The sequence below is a fragment of the Undibacterium parvum genome (genome assembly GCF_003955735.1).
Taxonomy (GTDB): domain Bacteria; phylum Pseudomonadota; class Gammaproteobacteria; order Burkholderiales; family Burkholderiaceae_D; genus Undibacterium; species Undibacterium parvum.
In genome coordinates this window covers 3,159,650-3,175,990 of the sequence record NZ_CP034464.1, presented here as the reverse complement: position 1 = coordinate 3,175,990, position 16,341 = coordinate 3,159,650, and the positions used below count along the sequence as shown (strand labels likewise).

Sequence of the window (16,341 nt, the reverse complement as noted above, 5' to 3'; positions counted from 1 at the left end):
ATTTTTACCCTGGTGCGCTCACGCCAAGCGTGCCGCCATCAACTGCGCCAGCAATCGCCCCAAGGTCTGCATGCCCTGCTCCAACTCCTTATCCCAGGGACGTCCAATATTCATGCGCATGAAGTGTGCATATTTGCTCGAATTGGAAAACATCACACCCGGCGTAAACGCGATACCCTCAGCGACTGCCAAGCGCAATAAAGCCAGACTGTCGATATTGTCTGGCAGTTGCAACCACAACCACCAGCCGCCAGCCGGACTGAGCACTTGCGTCCCAGCAGGAAAATAGCGCTGCACCGCCGCCAGCACCAGCGGAATATTTGCCACCAGCCGTTCACGCAGCTTGCGCAGATGCGATGGCAGCGCGCCGGAATGCAAGAACTCGGCCAGCACCGCTTGCTCAAACAAAGGCGTGACTAAGGAGTTACTTAATTTTAATGCGGCGATGCGACCGTGGTAGCGACCACCTGAGATCCAGCCCAGGCGAAACGCCGGTGCCATACTTTTACTGCAAGAGCCGCAATAGATCACGTGTCCATGTTTATCCCAGGCCTTGACCGGCTGCGGACGTTCACCCTGATGCGCGAGATCGCCAAACACATCATCCTCGATCAGGGCAATATCATATTGCTCGACCAATTTTAGTAAGCGCCGCTTATTTTTCTCGCTCATGGGGCAACCGAGAGGATTCTGAAAATTGGGCATCGCCACGATCGCCTTTACCCCGGCATGATGTTCCAGCGCATATTCCAGTGCTTCCAGGCTGAGACCCAGACCCGGCACACAAGGCACTTCCAGCGCTTTCAAACCTAAATTCTCTATCATTTGCAGCAGCCCGAAATACACCGGAGACTCGACTATCACGGTATCGCCCGCTTGCGCCACCGCCCGCAAAGCCACGCTCAGGGCCTCGGTACTGCCATTGGTGATGAGTAAATCCGCCGCTTGCAGATCGACGCCGAAACTGGCCAGATGATGAATCAAGGCACTCTTTAAGGCCGGCAAACCAGTGCCGGTTGGGTACAGCCCTATGGCTTGCGGATCGCTGCGTAGCAAGCGCTGGCCTATTTTCGCCAAGGCGTCGCACGGATACCAGGCCGGTGCCGCATTGGCCAGGTGCAGACCCAGATGCAGAGGTTGAGAGGTGAGCGCATACAACTGCATCATGCGATGCTGGTGCGACATCAGCTTATCGTATTCCATAAGCGGCGCACTCATTGCACCATGCGTTTGCCGCGCGCTACGGCTGACACTCTGCGCCTTCCAGTCTGTTACGTACATGCCCGATTTAGAGCGCGCCTCGACCAGGCCTAAGGACTCCAGATAACGGTAGCAGCGGATCACGGTGGAGGCACTCACGCCGTGCGCCAAGGCATAGGCACGCACCGACGGTAGCCGCTCCCCCACCTGATAATCGACAGCCTTGATCGCGCGCACCAGGTGATCTGCCAGCTGACGGTAACTGTGCTGCATTACAGTTTCAGATTTTTTCATCTGTACAGCATAAGGCAGTTCGCAACTGTAGGCAAATAGTCTCTCCGCTTGCCCTACACTGAGCACATGACTACTTCCAAACCTATCCCCCTCTCACAGCCTGCCGGCACTCTTGCGGACAGTTCTTTGCTAAGTCGAATAACATGGCGTCAGGCCCACGATGTATTTCCGGCGGTGCTGGCCGGTTTCATCGCAGTGCTCATTTCCTACACCGGGCCTATGCTACTCATTTTGCAGGCAGGTCAAACGGCCGGGCTGAGCCAGGCGCAAATGGCGTCCTGGGTTTGGGCCATCTCTATCGGGGCCGGTGTTTGCTGTGTCTGGCTGAGCTGGCGTCACAAGATCCCCGTGATCTGCGCCTGGAATACACCGGGCGCTGCTCTGCTGGTAAGCGCCTTAGCCACAATACCGTATAACCAGGCCATCGCTGCCTATCTGTTTGCAGCAGCCGTGATGTTGCTCATCAGCCTGAGCGGCGTATTCGAACGCCTGATGGTCCTGATTCCAAAGAGTCTGTGCGCCGCCATGTTGGCCGGTATCTTGTTTAAGTTTGGGGTCGAAGTTTTTGCTGGCGCGCGCAGTTCTGTGGCTGGTGCGCCTTTACTGGTGGCGGCGATGTTTGTCGGCTATCTACTCTTCAAGCGCAGTTCGGCACGCTATGCCATCGTCCTGACCTTGTTACTGGGAATCGCCCTGTGGCTGGGTTTGGGCTGGGGCGGCAGCGCGGTCAACAGCGCCAGCGGTAGTGTCATGCAATTTTCCTTAACCCAGCCAGTCTGGACCACTCCAGAGTTTTCACTGAGCGCCATCATTAGCATAGGCCTGCCGCTGGCGGTACTTTGCCTCACTGGCCAACAGGTACCGGGGGTCGCGGTACTGCGTGCCGCCGACTATAACGCTCCGGTCGATACACTGATCAGTACCACTGGACTGGCCAGCCTGATCACTGCGCCGTTCGGCTCACATGGCATTAACCTGGCAGCGATCACGGCCGCCATCTGCACCGGCCCGGAAGCCCATCACCAGCCCGAAAAACGCTGGCTGGCGGGCCTCGCCTGCGGTGCATTTTATCTGCTAATCGGCAGCTTTGCAGGTTCCTTGACCGACAGCTTCATGCACTTGCCACCGGCACTGGTGGGCACCGTTGCAGGGCTGGCCTTACTAGGCGCGATCCAGAATGGCCTAGTCAATGCCATGCAGGAAGCTAGCGAAAGAGAAGCGGCTTTATTGACCTTCATCGTTACCGCCTCCAACGTCACTGTGCTGGGATTGGGCTCAGCCTGTTGGGGCATAGGTATAGGTTTACTGAGTTATTTTGTGCTGCGACCAAAAGCTAGTTAACAGAACAAGAGAGGCATAAAAAATGGGCGCCAATTCACAGAGTGCGCCCATTTTGCGAGTCAAACTAGCACCAACAAATTACATGGCGCGGCGGCGTAAGGCCAGCAACACCAAGGCGCCACCAAATAAAGCAATGCTGCCTGGCTCTGGCACTTTGCTACCGCTATTCGCTTGCAAGAAGCTAAAAGTATTTAAAGCATAGATACCATTGTCGTTCAGCGGCGCATAACTTGCCCCGCACACCGGACTTCCGCACGCGCTGGTTGTTGCAATCATATCGATGTCAGCGATGATAAACAAAGACCCAGCACCAGCGGCATATTCACCCGCATGCCAATATGCAGAGGTCACTTGATTGCTGGCGTTTCTACCACCAACGTGGCCATGTTTTGCCAGAACTGCGGTTTCATCTAATTGCCCGACATTGTAGAATTGTTTGACGTTACTGGCGTTGCCGAAGGGGCCACTAAATAGCGGGGCACTGCCATTTGAATCTGAGCCGTCGCTGGCCGTGGTACTGATGCCCAACGTGGTTCCCAAGATGTCGTGACTGGAATCGTCTTGTAGTAAAAAGAGATCACCACCGCCCAAGAAAAAACTCATCATTGCGGCAGAAAAACCTGCACCTTGCGCATCCGATACCCAAGTTCCGACAAACATATTCACACCAGCCAGAGTGCCGCTATTCACCGCGTTCAGATTGGTGGTGGAAATAGTGCGATTGACGATACCAGCCGGACCAAAATTACTAGTATTTTCCAGTGCACCACGAAAGCCAGCCATATAGGCGCCATCCCAAGCCCATCCCCCACTATCAGATATGAGAGAATTAGTTGCTCCGCCAACGATATAACTCGCATGGGCGCTAAGACAGGAAGCCGCGAGCACGAGCCCGGCTAAGATTTTTGATTTTAACATTTTCATATTATTCCCAAAGTTTGATTTATTGAAACAATCACATCATCCAAAACAGGACCTACATAATCGAAACACAGAAGAAAAAAAAACTTAAAACGAAACAAATTAAAATATTAATCTCAGGAAACCAAATACTTAGCCACAACAACGCAGTTTCCGTTTAAACGAGCCCGTATCTATCCAGTAATTATCAAGAAATGTTCAAGCAAATTACATACCAAATCATGCATGTAAAATATTAGCTAAGTAAAATCAAATACTTAATTGCGCAACTAGGCTTAGGATGCACTCCACAAATCGCAAGAGTGTAAAAATATTCGACATTGCTAAAACGACTAAGAATTGCAAGATATAAACGACCTCCCCTGCCAGCGCGCATATTCTATGCGGCTCGCAGGCCTAGGTGCTTGAAGAAGCGCATGGTATATGCGCCTTGGCAGGGCGGCTATTCAGCTTTTGGCTGGTATGCTTGCGCTTTAGAGTGGGCAAAGCCATGCTGTTACCAGCATTAGCGTTTAGTTAATAAACAGAGTGGCGTTGCTATATTTTTTGATGCTGGAAAATTTCTTACTATAGTCTTTGAGTAAAAAATGATGCACATCGGCGTGCTGCACCAAGAGCGCGATCGCGCCATTATCCGAGGCGCCGTCAAAACCGTGGTCGCTCAACACGATATCATTGACGCGCAGCTTATTGCCCCAGAATAAATCACTACTACGCGAATCCACCAGCGGCAAAGATTTCTTCAGATAAAACGGCAAAGAAGAATGCTCTTCATATCCGCGATATAAAAACACGCTGCGCTCGCCATGCTGCTCTTGTAGCAGACTCGCCATGCCCTTGGTTGAGAGCACAGGCTCGGCCGCTTGCAATAAGCTCAGACACAAGCACAACTGAGCCAATGGCAACAGCAGATAACTGAGTAAACCGGTTCTCGGGTAGCGCCATGTCAGGACGCTACAGAGCAGACTCAAACACGCCATGGCCACCAGCGCATATGCCAGAAACACGCTGGCCGGCCAAGCGCCTATCTGTATCGCATCGAGTTGCGACTCACCTAGTTCAGTCGCACCCCATGCCAGTAACAACAGCACAGCGCTCAAAATCAGACCAGGTGCGACCCGCACGCTGCGCGTCATTCTGCGCTGTTGCAAAGCCAGTGAAAATTGCAGCGCCGCCATAGGCATGACCACGATTAAATAGTAATTCGCCTTGGCCTTGGAGAAAGAAAAAAACAGCAGTGGCAGTAACCAGGCCAGCAATAAAAACCATTGCAAATGCTTGTGCTTAGTGTGCGCTGTAGGTATTTTTACACTCGCACGATTTTTTTTCTTAGCAAACAACAATACCGGTATCAGCAATGAACCAGGGAATAAATACAAGAACATACGAGGCAGGTAATACCACCAACTCCCGGCATAATAATCGTGCGGCAGCCTTTGTCCTAAAAAGCGTAAGACATGTTCATTGATGAAATAAAACCAGGCAAAATTTGGCTCTATGTAGCTAGCAATCAGATGCCAGGGTGCTGCGATCGCCAGAAAAATCAGCAAGGCCTTCACATCAAAATAGGCCTTGAGACGCGCGCAAAAATTAGCACCCGAGGTCGCGCTGACAAGACTAAAACTGCCCATGATTAAGCCAAACAAAATCAAGGCGACCAAGCCCTTGGTCAACACCGCCAAGGCCAAAAAAACGGCGGCCCAGCGCAAACAACTCAGCTTGCCCTCAGTGCTAAATAAATACGCAGAAAACAAGGCGCTAGTCAGACTAGCGGTCAACAACATATCAAACATCAGAGTGCGCGACATCAGCGTGACGCCAAGTCCGCTGATAAACAACAGAGCCGCCACACGCCCGTCACGGGCCCGTCCCAGGCGCGCGCCGAACCACAGCAAAGCACCCACGCATGCCAGCGAAGACAAGGCGGGCACCAGCCGCGCCGCGGTCTCATTCTCACCAAAAATAGCGAAGCAAAGCGCGGTCAGCCAATACAGCAAGGGCGGCTTCTCCATGTACAAAAGACCGTTCAGGTGCGGAATAATCCAATGCTGCCAATCACCTGAGCGCAGCATTTCACGCGGAATTTCTGAGTACAGACCTTCGTTATTATCGAGTATCCCATAGCTGCCAAGACCGGCACCGACCATGATCAGCGCCAGCGCCCACACCAGGCATAAGGGCAGCAGTGCGCCAGCCCGCGCGCGCGCAGCAAAAAATGAAATTGCATCAGCCGCGCTGGCACCCCATAGTGGTCTTACAGCATGCGCAGTAGCGGGATTTGAAAACATATTAGATCTGAAGAGCGGTAAAAAATGCTGCGATAGAAAAAGCCAGCCAGCAGGCGGCCGGAAAATCGGAAACTGTTTTGTATTTTTTGGTCTGTAGATCGGCCACAAAGCTGGCATCTAGCTGGTAACCAGCGGGCCGATAGGCGATGGCTTGGTATAAGTACTCAAAACCTTGCAACGCTGGCGACCATACTTGGTCTAGCGCACTGCCTGCCAATTTTTTAGAAAAAGTATTAGAACGCGCACTGTTTAGTACTGAGCTGCGGTACTTTTTAGCCTCAAGCTGGGAACCAAGGCAAGCAGCAACAGCAACGCCTGGCGCGGGCATGATCCTGATTTTTCTTGAGCTAGCGCAAGCAATACAGCAATGTTGTTGCGTGGCGAAGATGGGGGTTTATGATCACCAGTAAATCTACTTGCCCTGAATTTCTGCGCCTATCCCATAGGCTCAGAAAACCAGCCCCACAATAAGGAAACGGTATGCAAAACACAGACAACGGCGATTGGTTATCGGCGCAACAGGCGGTAAGACCAGACGGCACAGAAATTAGCAATCTGCCGCTGATCAATAAAAAACTACCCCCGCTAGCGACTACGCCAGCAGCTGAGCCAGAACCTGAGCCTGGGGAGGAGCAAGTAGCTTGAATGGCGCTTGCCTCTATTGATATTTCAACGCCCCCCCCCTGCCAGCGCGCATATCCCATGCGGGCTGCAGGCCAGTGTGCTTGGAGAAGCGCATGGGATATGCGCGTTGGCAGGGATGACTTTAAAAATTTTAGACGATAGGCAAACTGCTCACCGGTTTAATCTCTTCCATGCAGATCATAGAGCGCAGGGTGGCGACACCCGGTACTTGCATCAGGCTATCGGTCAAAAACTGCGACAGGCTTTTTAAGTCGGGCGCGACTACCTTCAGCAGATAATCGAAATCGCCGGAGATGGTGTGACACTCTATGATGTCGGGGAAAGCCATGATGTTGCGCTCCACCTCGCGCACATTACGAAACTGCTCGCGGTCTAGCGACAGACTGACAAAGGCCATCACCGCCAAGCCTATAGCTTCGGCCGAAACCTGCGCCACATAGCCGCGTATTACGCCCTGCTCTTCCAAACTACGGACCCGGCGCAGAGTCTGCGGAGCCGACAGGTGGATGCGCTCGGCCAGCAGCAAATTACTCATGCGCCCGTCTTCTTGCAGATGCTTCAAAATATTCTTGTCGTAGTTATCCATGCTATCTCATTAAAAATCATATGTTTTATCAATTATACGATTAAGGAAAGATAAATCCACATAAAGCACAAAATAGAAATTTAATTTCATATTTTTACAATGCAGCGTTAAATTTCGAAATCTAATGTTTTTCCGCCAGCCTATACTCCTTATATCGCAGCAGATTCCTTACCCCGACTATTTGCATCAGGTCTGGTTTGGCATTGCGGCGTGTAGTACATCAAAAAACCCACGGAGATTATTATGGTGACGTTTATCGGCACACAAGAAATGCAAGCACACTTGACTAAAACCCGCCACGAGAACGCGATTGCGACTCTGTCCGGCATGATCAAGGAAGATTATTTGCGATGGAATAGTTTTGACAAATGTGCGCGCGTCGCCAGCCACTCTGATGTAGGTGTGATCGAATTAATGCCGATTTCCGACGGCGTGCAATACTCGTTTAAATACGTCAACGGTCATCCTAAAAACACCCAGGCCGGTTTACTTACCGTCACCGCATTTGGCGTATTGTCGGATGTGAATACTGGCTACCCACGGGTTTTATCCGAATTAACCTTGACCACCGCACTGCGCACCGCCGCCACTTCGGTGCTGGCAGCGCAATATCTGGCACGCAAAGACAGCCGCAGCATGGCCTTGATCGGGAATGGCGCGCAAAGCGAATTTCAGGCGATTGCCTTCCACTGCATATTGGGCATCACAGAATTGCGCGTGTATGACGTCGATCCGGCTGCCACCGATAAACTAATCAACAATCTGCGTGCTTATCCAAACTTGCGTATCATACGTGCCGGCTCTACTGCAGAGGCGACCAAGGGTGCCGACATTATCACCACAGTCACTGCGGACAAGACCAATGCCTTGATCTTGCTGCCAGAAATGATTAGCCCTGGTACGCATATTAATGGTGTCGGTGGTGATTGCCCGGGTAAAACCGAGCTGCATCCGGCAATACTGGAAAATGCGCGCGTGATCGTTGAGTTTGAGCCGCAATCCCGCATAGAAGGCGAATTGCAGCAAATGCCGGCCGATTTTGTCGTCACAGAACTATGGCGCGTGATAGACGGTAGTGCCGCTGGTCGTGAGAACGCGCAGCAAGTGACGGTGTTTGATTCGGTAGGATTTGCGCTGGAAGATTTTTCTGCCATGCGTTACGTAGAAAAATACGTAGTACAAAAAGATTCGCGTATTTTAGATTTGATCCCAGAATTGCAAAATCCTAAGGACTTGTTCGGCATGGGTGCTGCTGCAGAAACCAGCAAACCGAGTAGCCCGAGTAGTCCGATTGCGACCGAGAATGCCGTACCAATATCAGCTTAATACTTTAGATAGATTGAAACGCTAAAACAATGAAAACAATTTCCTTAATTGGAGCGCCTACCGATGTGGGCGCAAGTGTCAGAGGCGCGGGCATGGGCCCGGACGCATTACGTGTAGCTGGCTTGGTCGAGGCGCTAGAAGCGCGCTCTTTGACGGTCATCGATCACGGCAATTTACACGGCCCCGCTAACCCTTGGCTGGAACCGGTAAATGGCTTGCGTCATCTGAAAGAAGCCATAGACTGGAACCAAGCGGTGTATAACGCCGTGGAAGCCGCCTTGGCAGCTGGCCAGATGCCTATGATGCTGGGTGGCGATCATTGTTTAGCGATAGGTTCTATCAGTGCGATTGCCAATCATTGCCGCAAGGTCGGCAAAAAACTGCGCGTCTTGTGGTTTGATGCGCATGCCGACAGCAATCTCTCGACCATTAGCCCTACCGGCAATATCCACGGCATGCCAGTAGCTTGTTTGATGGGGCATGGCCCGAAAGAGTTGATCAGTTACGGTGCGCACACACCGGCCATGCTGCCTAGCGAGATTCGTCTGATCGGCATCCGCAGCGTCGATGAAGGCGAACGCCGCTTCATCCACGAGATGGGGATGCAAGTGTTTGATATGCGTTACATCGACGAGCATGGCATGCGCGCAGTCATGACTTCCGCTTTGGAAGGTATCGATGCCGACACCCATTTGCACGTCAGTTTTGATCTCGATTGCCTCGATCCTGCGATTGCGCCTGGCGTAGGTACCGCAGTATTGGGCGGCCCGACTTACCGTGAAGCACAGCTCTGCATGGAAATGATCGCCGACACCGGTATGCTTGCGTCCTTAGACGTGGTCGAACTTAATCCGGCACTCGATTTACGCAATCAGACTGCGGTGTTAGCGGTAGATTTGATAGAAAGTCTGTTCGGCAAATCGACCCTGGTCAGGCTGAAAGACTAAAGACATATTTACTCTAATTTGCGGGTATGGCAAATGCAAAAAGGCTGAACTTCAGATGTTCAGCCTTTTTTATTTTCCACTATTAATTTTTATTCGTGTCGCTGTTGGCTTATTCCATTTCCAAATCATTTGTGTTTAGGCGTCGAGGCGAAGGCAACAACGACACGAATGATTTAGACATGGAATTACAGCAGTACCAGATTATCTCTGTGTATCAACTCCGGCTCGACCACGAAACCCAAAATTCCCAGTATTTCGGAAGAGGCATGCCGCTTGATGCGGCGCGCATCGCTGCTGGTGTAATTACTCAGGCCACGCGCGATTGCCACGCCCGCTTCATTGAAGCAGGTAATCACGGCACCGCGGCCAAATTCGCCCTTTACTTCCAACACGCCGATAGGGAGTAAAGACTTGCCTTCGGCCGTGAGTTTTTGCACCGCACCGGCATCCAGCACGATCTGTCCTGCCGTTTGCAAATGATCAGCCATCCATTGCTTGCGCGCCGCCAGTGGTGCCATTTGCGACACCAATTGCGTGCCGATTGCCTCACCTTGCGCCAGGCGCACCAGCACATTGTCTTCGCGGCCCCAAGCGATCACGGTGTGGGTACCAGAGCTGGCACCACGTTTAGCGGCCAGAATCTTGGTCAGCATGCCACCGCTACCCAGACTGGAACCAGCACCACCGGCCATCGCTTCCAGCGCCGGATCGCCGGCTCTGGCTTCATGCACAAACTGGGCATTGGGATCTTTACGCGGATCAGCCGTGTACAGGCCTTTTTGGTCGGTCAAAATAATCAGGGCATCGGCCTCGATCAGATTCGCTACCAAGGCGCCGAGGGTATCGTTGTCGCCGAATTTAATCTCATCGGTCACCACGGTGTCGTTTTCGTTAATCACAGGGACGATGCCAAAACCGAGCAGCGTCACTAAGGTGGAGCGGGCGTTCAGATAGCGTTCGCGGTCGGCCAGATCGGCGTGCGTCAGCAAAATTTGTGCGGTCCCCAAACCATGCGCACGAAAACTGGTTTCGTAAATCTGCGCCAAGCCCATTTGTCCAACGGCCGCGCAGGCTTGTAATTCATGGATACCGGTCGGGCGTTTCTCAAACCCGAGGCGCTGGCGCCCTTCGGCGATGGCACCGGAACTGACCAGCACCACTTCCTTACCCATCTGGCGCAGCTGGGCGATCTGGGCCGCCCATTTCTCGATCGCGACCCGGTCCAAGCCTTTACCGTCATTGGTAACCAACGAGGAACCTACTTTAATAATTAATCGTTTGGCGTTTTGAATAACAGAATGCATAGAGTATAAACAGATCAAAATAGCGAATTTGCCAGACACGTCATGTAGTAGTGCGTCTAAGCATGAGTCAGAATTATACTTTATGCGGATAAGTTAGATGGATGCAAAATTTAATTTTGATTTGAACTTAATTTTCCAATTAATTCAATACCGTATCCAGCGGAGATTAGGCTGGTCGCGACACGCTCCCTATGCGTACTCAGTGTCTGGTCGTAAGCCGTCTGTGTGGATGTGCAGACGGTGGCGTGGCATAGGCGCTTTGCCATACGCGACGAAATTGCCGGGGCGAGCCAAAACCGGCAGCCTCTGCGACCCGTTCTACCGACCAATCAGTTTGACTTAACAATTGATCAGCCAGACTTAAGCGCAAACTACTCAGATACTCTTGCACCGAAATTTCGGCATACAAACTAAATAAGCGGCTCAGATGGCGCGTGCTGGTGCAGGCCAGTTCGGCCAGTTGTGTCAAATCCCAGGCATGCGCCGGATCTTTGATCAGTACTTCCTGCACTTTATGCACCACAGGATGTACATGATTACGGTGCCTTAGCCATGGTGATAACTGCGTATCGTTGCCACTGCGCCGCATATACACCACCATGGCACGCGCCACCGCAATTGCGGTTTGTGGCGAGGTAATGCCACTAATCAGGTGTAGTACCAAATCGACGCCTGCCGTGACCCCGGCACTGCTGCAGATATTCCCATCCTCGACAAAGATACGATTTTCTTCCACCAGAATAGAGGCGTCGATAGCGGCCAGATCGGCGCAGTGGCTATGATGTGTGGTGGCGCGCCGTCCGCGCAACAAGCCGGCATGGGCAGCGGTGAGCGCGCCCGAACAAATGCAGATCAAGCGGTGCTGCGGCTGTATTATATTTTTCAACCAGCTCAGACTGAGCTGGTCGGCTGCGCCTGCATAATCAAACTGCATGCCGACTAGCCCGGGCAAGACCACAATCGCATCCTCGGCCAAAGTGTCAGGCAGAGCACTCAAGGGTCCGAGCGAGAGACCGATAGAACAGCGGATTTCTGGCAAGGCGCTAATAAACTCCAGCTCAAATTCGACCTCAGTTTGATGGCGATTGGCAAACAAAAATGCATCGGCGGGCCCTGCCAGATCCGACAGCATGGTCTCAGGCAATAAGAGAAAGTAGATACTTTGCTTGCGCATGACAGTTCCGACTATAGTTAACTTTGATCTTTTTTCAAAAACGTCTGAGGACATTTAAGGACATTTAAGGACATCATACTTTGATATAAATACAATATACCAAAGCCTAGCGATCTTGCGGTTCCAAACCATTTAGGCTGGCGACTAGGGCTGCGTGCGCGCTCGCATCCACGGGCTTGAAGACACGACGCGTACCGGCACCATCTTTACCTAGAAAATTATCGCCTTTCCAGTTATGTGACGGCCGTATCGGGCGCGCCACGAAGCCGCCGCCACAATTAGGGCAGACATTGAGCAAGACTTGCGCTACGCAATCGGCGCAAAATGTACATTCGTAACTGCATATTCGCGCTTCGCTTGAATTCGGTGGCAGAAGCTTATCGCAATGTTCGCAGCTAGGGCGTAGTTCAAGCATGGGAGACCTTTCGTGAGAGGGTTACAGTGAAGGTAGACGAGCTCAAGTTTAGCAGAGCGCTGGTCTGTCACAAGGCAGGAAGGCGACAGATTACGGTCATATCTGGCCATACATTGCCACACTTCGCCACACCTCGTCGGATCTCGATAGCTGACGACGGGTGCGAAGACGAGTAGATTGATTTTGAAATGGCAGTGCCGCCCACGCGCATATCCCATGCGGCCTGCAGGCTAGGCAGGCTGGAGAGGCGCATGGTATATGCGCACTGAGCCTGCCTGCATTAAAGCTTCAGCGCAGCAGCTAAAGTCTTACGGCCCGAGGTAAGATTACTCTAAAACAACTGCCGCCGCCTTCACCCGCCAGGCATTGCACCTGACCGCCATGTCGCTGTGCGATTTGTCTGACCAGACTCAGGCCTAGCCCGACACCGCCATGGCTTTCGCTGGCACCAGGCACGCGATAAAAAGCCTCAAAAATACGCTCGCGCTGCTCCAGGGGGATCCCGGCACCGCGATCACAAACATCTACTTGCAGCTGTTGTGGGCTGATCAGCAGTAACACTTCGGGCGCCGCAGTGCCACCGTAACGCTGGGCATTTTCCAGCAGATTACGCAATAGCCTCCTGAGCAATTTCGGATCACCTTGCAATAACGCGCCCCCCTCAGCGGCTCCGTGCTGAACCTGTATCGTTAACAAGGCATCCGTCAGCGCGCACTCTTCGGCCAGTAAACCGGTCAGATCGAGCTCCTCATTGGTGTGCGGATTCGCCATGTTCGCCTCCAGGCGGCTGCTCAATAAGATCTCCTCTATCAGCTGATCCAACTCGTTGATATTGCGGCTCAGCTCTAGCCGGATGGCAGGCGCAGCCTGCTCTTGCATCAACTCTACCGCCATGCGCAAGCGCGTCAGCGGCGAGCGCAATTCGTGCGAGGCGTTCGCCAACAAAGATTTTTGCGCCGCCATCAAGGCCTCGATACGCGCTGCCGATTGGTTAAAACTCATCGCTAAATGCGCCACTTCGTCATCCCCTTCGACCGCCACCCGGGTCGCCAACGCTCCCTGTCCCAAGGCATGGACGCTCTCTTGCAAATGCTCCAGTCGCTTGGTCAAACGCCGGACAATCGGGTAGGAGCCAAGCGCCAGTGCCAATGCCACCAACAGCGCCAGTAGAACTTGTCCTAAAGTCGGAGCAAAAAAGACGCGATTACTCTGCATGAGCAGCCAGCGTTGATCCGACAAGTGGCCGATCACGCTAAAAGGAAACCCAAAGAACCAGCCTTGTTTAACATTATCCGGAACGCGCGCTGGCGCATCGCTTTTTGTCGAGTTCAGCAAGGTTCCGTCTGGCGCATACAGCGAGAGATCGGAATCCATCCACGTCCCCCAACGTTTTAGCGTCACTAATTGGCGCTCCTTAGAAACACCGGAGGCCGGCAAGACATCGGTCGCTATCTGCGAAAAATGTTCCATATTGAGCTTGAAATAGCGCGGACTATTGAGCAGTATTTGCCAGATCAAGGCCATGAGGACGAAAGCGAGCACCAGACTGGCCAGCATCGCCAGATAGATACGCAGATAAAATTTCAACGACCAGCGTGAGCGCAATCTCGATATCCAGTTTTTCATGGTTTTACACATCTTGTAGTTTGGCGAACACATAACCGGCACCACGCACCGTGATGATGCGACGCGGCTGCTTGGGATCGTCCTCAATGGCGGCGCGCAGGCGACCGACATGCACATCAATCGAGCGATCGAAAGCATCCGGGGTCTCGCCCTTGAGCGCATCCATCAAATGCTCGCGCGACAGCACTCTGCCGGCGCTTTCGGCCAGCACCAGCAATAGATCGAATTGATAGGCCGTGAGGCTGCGCTCTCGCCCATCCAGATACACGCGGCGCGTATCGGATTGAATCTCTAGCCGGCCAAAACGCAAAACCCTGGCTGGCTCCAAGGACTGCGGCGAATACGCCGGCAGCTGTTGCTGGCGCCGCAACAGAGCGCGCAGGCGTGCCAGCAGTTCACGCGGCTCAAACGGTTTAGCAACATAATCATCCGCCCCCAGCTCCAGTCCTATCACCTTGTCCATAGGATCGCCCTTAGCGGTAAGCATCACCAGAGGAATCGTCGCGATAGGTCCTTGCTGTGCGCGAATCTGGCGACAGACATCGAGGCCAAAGGCATCCGGCAACATTAAATCGAGCAACAGCAAAGCATAGCTCTGAGACTGATCCTGCAGCAATGCCAAACCTTGCTGCGCGCTGCTGGCATGCACAACCTCAAAACCGTTTTGCTGCAGATAGGTCTGCAGCATATCGGCCAGACGCTGATCGTCTTCTATCATTAACAAGCGTGGATGCATAGGTAGAGTTTTCGTGATTATGATGCGTTATTCGCCTGGGGCAGAGCAAGACTACAATTGCAAAGTCTTGACTACCTTGCTTTCCATTTTTTCGCCAGCACCGGAAGAGCTGAGCCGGCTTTCTCTGCGCATGAGCAGCAGGCGATCACCACTCAAGCCGTAGATGCTGTCTTCATCGTATTTTTGCTCAAAACTGACCACCACAAATGCGCGCCCGGAACCACTCTGGCGAAAACTACTGGCCAGTGGAGTGCCATCAGCAGCGATCCACAGATCGAGTGTGCTTTCCATTTTTTTTACATATTTACGCTCTCTTTCGCTCAAGCGATCCATAGTGAATTCAAAACTCAGCAGACGCGCTGGCTTGCCATTATAAGTGTCGAATTTCTCCCCCTTAAAAATACCCTCATCGATCTGCCTTGATAAGCCAAGCGCCGCCGCCACCATAGGGCGCAGTTCAGCCGTACTCAACTCACTCAAGGCAGTCACAGTGGGTGTCTTGCTCTTGGGATCCTTGCCTTTAGCACGAGCCTCAGTCTCAGCCCGCGTCAAGGTCTCTTTACTGTAAAAAACTTGCATGCCACGCGCGCCGTCTTCGACGCTCAGACTGGCGTGCGCGCTGCTTTCTTCCAACTCCTTACCTTCGCCCAGGCGCCGGACGCTTTTCAGCTCTATCGTCGCCTTGAGTGGGCTTTGCCCTTGCAAGCGACTCAGGGCAGATTTCAGATCAGCCAGACCGTCGGCGCGGGCCGGCCCCCAAAGCGTCAATAGCATCAGGCCCATCGGGAACAAAGTTAACTTGTTTAAGCAATGCATAGCTTGTCTTTCAGCACAAAAATTTTTGACAAAAAAGAAAAATAAATCCAAGTCAGTACACAGGAAAAATCGTTCCAACAGGAAGGATAGCCGCTCATTTTAACTTCAGCATAGGCAATAAAAACGGCAAGACGTTTTCCTTCATTCTGGCCTGTCCCTCCTCCTTAGGATGAATGCCATCGGTCTGCATCCACTCTGGATGAACCGCCACAGCTTCGAGTAAAAAGGGCACCAGAGACAGCTTATTTTTAGCTGCAATTTTAGGAAAAATTTCCTTAAATTGCTTACTATAGCGCGCCCCGTAACTACCCGGTATCTGCATCCCGACCAATAATACTCTGGCACCGGAACCCAGAGCGGCATCTATCATCGCTTGCAGATTACTCTCTAGCAAAGTGAGAGGCTGACCACGTAAGCCGTCATTGCCACCCAACTCCAAGACCACGATACCAGGCTGATAATCGCGCAGTAGGGCTGGCAAGCGAGTAAGCCCGCCACTACTGGTTTCTCCGCTAACGCTGGCATTGAGCAATTGCACGCCATGCCGTGTCTGTAAGTCTTGTTGCATCAGGCGCACCCAGCCGTACTCTGAACGTATTCCAAAACCAGCACTGAGACTATCACCAAGCACCAAGACTTTAACTGCGGCGCTCTTTGCACACACCTCCAGGCTAATGCAAAGCAGGAATAAAACACCGCCTAGTTTCATCATTCGCATCATC

The 16,341-nt window shown here is 52.5% G+C and carries 16 protein-coding genes; 4 read left to right on the top strand and 12 right to left on the bottom strand.

Annotated features, from left to right (window positions below):
• Positions 1-18: 18 nt before the first annotated feature.
• Positions 19-1,473 carry an aminotransferase-like domain-containing protein gene (locus EJN92_RS13885; RefSeq protein ID WP_227869548.1) on the bottom strand — a complete coding sequence of 485 codons (1,455 nt, stop codon included), beginning with the start codon at positions 1,471-1,473 and terminating at the stop codon, positions 19-21.
• An 87-nt stretch (positions 1,474-1,560) separates the two neighbouring features.
• Here EJN92_RS13885 and EJN92_RS13880 point away from each other — a divergent pair, with 87 nt between their 5' ends.
• A complete protein-coding gene (locus tag EJN92_RS13880) occupies positions 1,561-2,835 on the top strand; it encodes a benzoate/H(+) symporter BenE family transporter (protein WP_126128370.1) in 1,275 nt (424 codons plus the stop codon).
• A gap of 78 nt (positions 2,836-2,913) precedes the next feature.
• Here EJN92_RS13880 and EJN92_RS13875 read toward each other — a convergent pair whose 3' ends face one another.
• The 3 genes from EJN92_RS13875 to EJN92_RS21455 all read right to left on the bottom strand — a co-directional run bounded on the left by EJN92_RS13875 (position 2,914) and on the right by EJN92_RS21455 (position 6,372).
• Positions 2,914-3,618 (bottom strand): PEP-CTERM sorting domain-containing protein, encoded by a 705-nt coding sequence (locus EJN92_RS13875; protein WP_227869547.1) that lies wholly within the window; start codon positions 3,616-3,618, stop codon positions 2,914-2,916.
• Between the two features lie 650 nt (positions 3,619-4,268).
• Complete coding sequence (locus tag EJN92_RS13870) at positions 4,269-6,044, bottom strand: ArnT family glycosyltransferase (RefSeq protein WP_157984365.1); 1,776 nt, start codon at positions 6,042-6,044, stop codon at positions 4,269-4,271.
• Between the two features lies 1 nt (position 6,045).
• On the bottom strand, positions 6,046-6,372 hold the full coding sequence (locus EJN92_RS21455; RefSeq protein WP_157984364.1) for a hypothetical protein: 327 nt from the start codon (positions 6,370-6,372) through the stop codon (positions 6,046-6,048).
• Between the two features lie 152 nt (positions 6,373-6,524).
• Between EJN92_RS21455 and EJN92_RS21590 the strand changes: the two genes are divergently transcribed.
• On the top strand, positions 6,525-6,689 hold the full coding sequence (locus tag EJN92_RS21590) for a hypothetical protein (protein ID WP_170174905.1): 165 nt from the start codon (positions 6,525-6,527) through the stop codon (positions 6,687-6,689).
• 130 nt (positions 6,690-6,819) lie between these two features.
• Here EJN92_RS21590 and EJN92_RS13865 read toward each other — a convergent pair whose 3' ends face one another.
• Complete coding sequence (locus tag EJN92_RS13865) at positions 6,820-7,275, bottom strand: Lrp/AsnC family transcriptional regulator (protein WP_126128367.1); 456 nt, start codon at positions 7,273-7,275, stop codon at positions 6,820-6,822.
• Positions 7,276-7,518: 243 nt separating this feature from the next.
• On the opposite strand from EJN92_RS13865, the gene EJN92_RS13860 reads away from it, so the two are divergent.
• Both EJN92_RS13860 and rocF read left to right on the top strand, forming a co-directional pair.
• Positions 7,519-8,601 (top strand): ornithine cyclodeaminase, encoded by a 1,083-nt coding sequence (locus tag EJN92_RS13860; protein ID WP_126128366.1) that lies wholly within the window; start codon positions 7,519-7,521, stop codon positions 8,599-8,601.
• Between the two features lie 29 nt (positions 8,602-8,630).
• Positions 8,631-9,548, top strand: coding sequence for an arginase (gene rocF, locus EJN92_RS13855; RefSeq protein WP_126128365.1), 918 nt, complete (start codon positions 8,631-8,633; stop codon positions 9,546-9,548).
• A gap of 185 nt (positions 9,549-9,733) precedes the next feature.
• Here rocF and proB read toward each other — a convergent pair whose 3' ends face one another.
• The 7 genes from proB to EJN92_RS13820 form a co-directional block, all read right to left on the bottom strand.
• Positions 9,734-10,852 carry a glutamate 5-kinase gene (gene proB, locus EJN92_RS13850; protein WP_126128364.1) on the bottom strand — a complete coding sequence of 373 codons (1,119 nt, stop codon included), beginning with the start codon at positions 10,850-10,852 and terminating at the stop codon, positions 9,734-9,736.
• A 199-nt stretch (positions 10,853-11,051) separates the two neighbouring features.
• Entirely contained in the window at positions 11,052-12,026 is a 975-nt protein-coding gene (locus tag EJN92_RS13845) for a GlxA family transcriptional regulator (RefSeq protein WP_126128363.1), read from the bottom strand.
• A 106-nt stretch (positions 12,027-12,132) separates the two neighbouring features.
• Positions 12,133-12,441 (bottom strand): DUF1272 domain-containing protein, encoded by a 309-nt coding sequence (locus EJN92_RS13840; RefSeq protein ID WP_126128362.1) that lies wholly within the window; start codon positions 12,439-12,441, stop codon positions 12,133-12,135.
• Positions 12,442-12,741: 300 nt separating this feature from the next.
• Positions 12,742-14,067, bottom strand: a complete 1,326-nt coding sequence (locus tag EJN92_RS13835; RefSeq protein ID WP_227869546.1) for a sensor histidine kinase — start codon at positions 14,065-14,067, stop codon at positions 12,742-12,744.
• A 4-nt stretch (positions 14,068-14,071) separates the two neighbouring features.
• Positions 14,072-14,803 carry a response regulator gene (locus tag EJN92_RS13830; RefSeq protein ID WP_194074937.1) on the bottom strand — a complete coding sequence of 244 codons (732 nt, stop codon included), beginning with the start codon at positions 14,801-14,803 and terminating at the stop codon, positions 14,072-14,074.
• Positions 14,804-14,854: 51 nt separating this feature from the next.
• The gene (locus tag EJN92_RS13825) at positions 14,855-15,619 is read right to left on the bottom strand and encodes a hypothetical protein (RefSeq protein WP_227869545.1); all 765 of its coding nucleotides are present in this window, start codon (positions 15,617-15,619) and stop codon (positions 14,855-14,857) included.
• Positions 15,620-15,713: 94 nt separating this feature from the next.
• Positions 15,714-16,340, bottom strand: a complete 627-nt coding sequence (locus EJN92_RS13820; RefSeq protein WP_227869544.1) for an arylesterase — start codon at positions 16,338-16,340, stop codon at positions 15,714-15,716.
• Position 16,341: the final 1 nt, after the last annotated feature.